At 63.2% G+C, this 5046-nt stretch carries 2 protein-coding genes and 1 pseudogene; 1 reads left to right on the top strand and 2 read right to left on the bottom strand.

The features are described 5' to 3' along the window. Positions 1-56: 56 nt before the first annotated feature. Together I71_RS19530 and I71_RS19535 are read right to left on the bottom strand one after the other, a co-directional pair. Positions 57-560, bottom strand: a pseudogene (locus I71_RS19530) (transposase); the annotation flags it as partial. Positions 561-699: 139 nt separating this feature from the next. Continuing rightward, positions 700-1014, bottom strand: a complete 315-nt coding sequence (locus tag I71_RS19535; RefSeq protein WP_085940755.1) for a hypothetical protein — start codon at positions 1012-1014, stop codon at positions 700-702. 435 nt (positions 1015-1449) lie between these two features. Between I71_RS19535 and I71_RS19540 the strand changes: the two genes are divergently transcribed. Then, positions 1450-4296: a [protein-PII] uridylyltransferase gene (locus tag I71_RS19540; protein ID WP_042696728.1), complete on the top strand. Its 2847-nt coding sequence runs from the start codon at positions 1450-1452 to the stop codon at positions 4294-4296. Positions 4297-5046 lie beyond the last annotated feature (750 nt).

Genomic DNA, 5046 nt, shown 5'->3' on the forward strand with positions numbered 1-5046 from the left:
GATTTTTTTCCGGCATCTGCAGTAAACATCCGTTGAGAGTCTGTTTGACAACCGCTTCAATGGCAGACCCGTCGGAGTAGCAGGTTTGCCATGGCGATCTGAATCATGCCACCGGAGACATTGATGCGCGTTTGGTAATCGCGAACCAGACGCTTCCAGCGGGTGCTTCATCCGAAGGTCCGCTCAACCACCCAGCGCCGAGGTACCACGTTGAAGCCCGGCTCGGTATCGGTTCGCCGAACCACTTCGACGGTGAAGTCGAGGAAGGCGGCCGTGTCCATCAGATTCTTGCGATCATAAGCGCTGTGGGCGAAGAGGTGCTTCATCCACGGCCAATGCTTGCGCATCGTCTCCAGGATGTTCTGGGCTCCGGCGGTGTCGGAGACGTCGGCGGTGGTCAGGTTGACCATCAGCAGGCGGCCATCAGTGTCGACCGCAATGTGCGGCTTGAGCCCATTGACCTTCTTGCCGACGTCGTCACCGCGTTCCTTGGCAGTAGGCGCTTTCACCGATTGGCAGTCCACAACTCCGGCGCTTGGACTGGCCTCTCGCCTAACCCGGATCATTCCTCGTCCGTCAGGTCCGTCGAATAACGTTTCTTCTGCTTGATCTTGGCCATTCGGCCACGTGTCGTCTCGTCCCACATACGAAGCTTGAGGCACAACATGTCTTCACGGCCAAGCCTTTTCAAACGGTCTCTCACGCCGCGGCGGCCTGCCGGTGCTTCGGGGCGGCGACCATCCGCAATCCCTGTTGCTTGTACTGGGCCTGGACGATGGAGGCCCATCCCATGCGGATCAACGTCAGCTTCACGCCCTCCGACACGTTGTCGCCGGTGACGAGGTCGGTCACCTGCCACATCAGCGTGTCGTCCACCGCCCGCGGGAACATCGCCGCGACCCGCAGCAACCGCGCCATCAGCGCCGGCATCGTCTGCCGCCCCAGCCCGCGTTCTGCCAGCGTCAGCGCGTCGTTCAGTGCCGCCAGTTCCCGCCGCCCCTTCACCGTCGTCATGGTCAACCCTTTCGCATGCCATGCCCGCCACGGCCATTCCGTGATGCCGACAATCATGCGGCGGAACCGGAAAGTGTGCTGTGATGCCCGTCACAGCCAGCTGTGGAAAGTCATGCAAGGCACGTACAACCGGATACGCATTCCGGGACGATGAACACTCACGGGGCACCCTTGCCGACCTCGACCGGCGCGATCTCCTCGATGTCGGTTCGACCGGTGGCCATGGCCCGATCGGGAGGGGTTTCCCGCCGGACCGGTCCGTGGCGGGCGATCCATGTGGATATCGCCGGTCCGTTTCCCTCCGGGCGCGTCCCTGCCGGCTCTGGTTTTCCATCGTTGGCGTGCTACCTGAAGGCTTTACCGCTATAGTGAGGATTCAGCGGCCTTTCCGGATCACCCGATTGCCGTCCCAGTAGCCGAGGTTTCCCCCGACCGATGCTGTCAGCCCGCTCCAAGACGCCGATGCCGCCCGAAGCTCCCGCGCCGGCCATCCCGAACAAGCGCGCCATCATCTCCCGCCGCAAGCTGTCGGGAGAGCTTGAGGATCTGGTCGCCGAGCATGGCACCGGCGACAAGCTGCGGCCGGTGCTGATCGCCTGCCTGCGCAAGGCGCTGGCCGAGGGGCGGGCGGAGGTCCGGCGGCGCTTCGACGCCGGCGGGTCGGGCGAGCAGTGCGTGCGGGAGAACTGCTATCTTGCCGACCGCGTGGTCGGCACCCTGGCCGACTTCACCGTCCGCTTCATCTTCCCCACCGCCAACCCGACCTCCGGCGAGGTGTTCGACATCGCGGCCACCGGCGGCTATGGCCGCGGCGAGCTGGCGCCCTTCTCCGACATCGACCTCCTGTTCCTGCTGCCCTACAAGCGCACGCCGCGGGTGGAGCAGGTGGTCGAATACATGCTCTACATCCTGTGGGATCTCGGGCTGAAGGTCGGCCACGCCGTGCGCAGCGTCGACGAGTGCATCCGCCAGTCCAAGGCCGACGTCACCATCCGCACCGCGATCCTCGAATCCCGCTATCTCTGGGGGCCGGGCAAGCTGTTCGCCGAGCTGCGCAAGCGCTATGACAAGGAGGTGGTCGCCGGCACCGGCCCCGAATTCGTCGAGGCCAAGCTGGCGGAGCGCGACAACCGCCATCTGAAGATGGGCGACAGCCGTTATGTGCTGGAACCCAACCTGAAGGACGGCAAGGGCGGCCTGCGCGATCTCCAGACCCTGTTCTGGATCGCCAAATATCTCTACCGCGTCGAGGGCGTCGACGAGCTGGTCGGCAAGCATGTGCTGACGCCGGAGGAGGCGCAGCGTTTCGCCAAGGCGCAGAACTTCCTGTGGACCGCGCGCTGCCATCTGCATTACCTGACCGGCCGGCTGGAAGACCGCCTGACCTTCGACGTCCAGACCAGCATCGGCGCCGCCATGGGCTACACCGACCATGCCGGCACCAAGGGCGTCGAGCGCTTCATGAAGCATTATTTCCTGGTCGCCAAGGATGTCGGCGACCTGACGCGCATCTTCTGCGCGGCGCTTGAGGCCGAATCGAAGCGCCCGCCCAAATTCAACCTGCTGCGTCTGGCCTCCGTCGCCCGGCGCAAGGACGTGGACGGCTTCATCGTCGATGGCGAGCGGCTGAACGCCCGCAGCGACAAGCAGTTCAAGGAACAGCCGATCGACATGATCCGGCTGTTCCACACCGCGCAGATGAACGACATCGACATCCACCCGGCCGCACTCCGCGCGATCACCCGGTCGCTGTCCGCCATCGGTCCGAAGCTGCGCAACGATCCGGATGCCAACCGCCTGTTCCTCGACATCCTGACCGGGCCGAAGGATCCGGAGATCACGCTGCGCCGCATGAACGAGGCCGGGGTGATGGCCCGTTTCATCCCCGACTTCGGCCGGGTCGTCGCGCAGATGCAGTATGACATGTACCATGTCTACACCGTGGACGAGCACACGCTGTTCGCGCTCGGCATCCTGCACAAGATCGCGTCCGGCGAGCATGCCGACGAGTTGCCGCTGTCCACCGAGGTGATCCACAAGGTGGTGTCGAAGCGGGCGCTCTATGTCGCCGTCCTGCTGCACGACATCGCCAAGGGCCGCGGCGGCGACCATTCGGTGCTGGGCGCCCGCGTCGCCGAAAAGCTCTGCCCCCGCCTGGGCCTGACGGCGGAGGAGACGGAGACGGTGGCGTGGCTGGTGCGCTGGCACCTTGCCATGTCGCACACCGCCTTCAAGCGCGACCTGGAGGACGACAAGACCGTCCGCGATTTCGTGGCGCTGGTCCAGTCGCCGGAGCGCCTGCGCCTGCTGCTGGTGCTGACGGTGGCCGACATCCGCGCGGTGGGGCCGCAGCGCTGGAACAACTGGAAGGCCACGCTGCTCCGCGAACTCTACAACCGCTCCGAGGAGCTGATGTCGGGCGGCATGACGGTGGAGGGGCGCGGCCGGCGCATCCAGGCCGCCCAGGCCGCACTCCGCGCCGAGCTGAGCGATTTCGACGACGAGGCGTTCGAGCGGCACAAGGGGCTGGGCTATCCCGGCTATTGGCTGGCCTTCGACGCCGACACGCTGGCCCATCAGGCCCGCATCGTCCGCGAGGCGGAGCGCGAGCAACGCCCGCTGACGGTGGAGACCCGCGTCGACCGCGGCCGGGCGGTGACGGAGGTGACGATCTATGCCACCGATCACAGCGGTCTGTTCTCCCGCCTCGCCGGGGCGCTGGCCGCCTGCGGTGCCGACATCGTCGATGCCCGCATCTTCACCATGACCAACGGCATGGCGCTCGACGTCTTCTCTGTGCAGGACGCCGCCGGCGGCGGGGCGTTCGAGAGCGGCGACAAGCTCGCCAAGCTGTCGGTGATGATCGAGAAGGTGCTGTCGGGCCAGTTGAAGCCGCTCAACGACCTGTCGACCCGCCGCACCACGCAGGCCAGCCGCACCCGCGTCTTCCATGTGCCGCCGCGCGTGCTGATCGACAACAACGCCTCGACCACCCACACGGTGATCGAGGTGAACGGCCGCGACCGTCCCGGCCTGCTCTACGACCTGACCCGTGCCCTGTCGAACCTGACGCTGCAGATCAGTTCGGCCAAGGTCTCCACCTTCGGTGAGAAGGCCATCGACGTTTTCTATGTGAAGGACGTCTTCGGCCTGAAGGTGACGCATGAGGGCAAGCTGGCGAAGATCAAGGAGCGCCTGTTGTGCGCGCTGGACGATCCCACCGGCGACGCCCCGCCGCCCACGACCGTCAAGCGGACGAGGGCGAAGGTGACCGGCGGTTGATGCCATGCCGTCGGCCCGCGGCCGTGCCCTTCGGGATCTCCTAAAGCGATTTCCTGGGCATGGCCGATCGGCGGCAATGATGTGTGCCGGGGAGATGATTCTATTTTTCGGTTGCAAGTTCCAAATCTACAATCTGCGCGATAAATTTTGGGCGGAATTTTGAAAATGATCGATTGAATGCGATTGCGGCTTTCCGGTGATCTCTTCGTGAGCTATCTTGGTGAAAAATTGATTATCCTTCTTGGCAATCGCCTTTTTGTCGATGTCCGCTCACGCGCACCATTGGAGCGGACGTGATTGGGTAGGATCAAGCAATTGATTGGAGGGGCGCTATGGCGAATATCAGTGTTGTCAATTTGGCGGGCGCGGGCTTGTTTCTGAAATCTTTGAAGATCAATGGGACTGATATTTTAACAAAAGAAAAAGAAATTATCATGCTTCAAGGTATCGATCTTGAGTATATGGAGAAGGATTGGAATAAATTCAGCGGATTTATCATGGAAGTTAAAAGAGAAAATACAATATATAAGGTTAACCTCAATAAAGATCATTATTTTGGTGGAGGACGATCTGGTCGGACATGGCTATGCTCCTCGCGCTCTCTTCAGGGGTCAACCGCGCGGCCCCGACGATGCGGCGACCGGGTGCGGAGTGGGTTGAAACCCTCGGACCCCGTCAGGGCGGGCGCCCGAGTTATGTTGCACTGCAACATAAGCAGAAGATAAGGAAGGCGGCGCCGGGAGTCAACGG

This window comes from Azospirillum sp. B506, assembly GCF_000333595.1.
Classification (GTDB): Bacteria; Pseudomonadota; Alphaproteobacteria; order Azospirillales; family Azospirillaceae; genus Azospirillum.

What these genes read in the sequence shown, in the direction of transcription:
- I71_RS19535 (WP_085940755.1), bottom strand. Translation starts at nt 1,014, where the DNA reads ATGACGACGGTGAAGGGGCGGCGGGAACTGGCGGCACTGAACGACGCG.
- I71_RS19540 (WP_042696728.1), top strand. Translation starts at nt 1,450, where the DNA reads ATGCTGTCAGCCCGCTCCAAGACGCCGATGCCGCCCGAAGCTCCCGCG.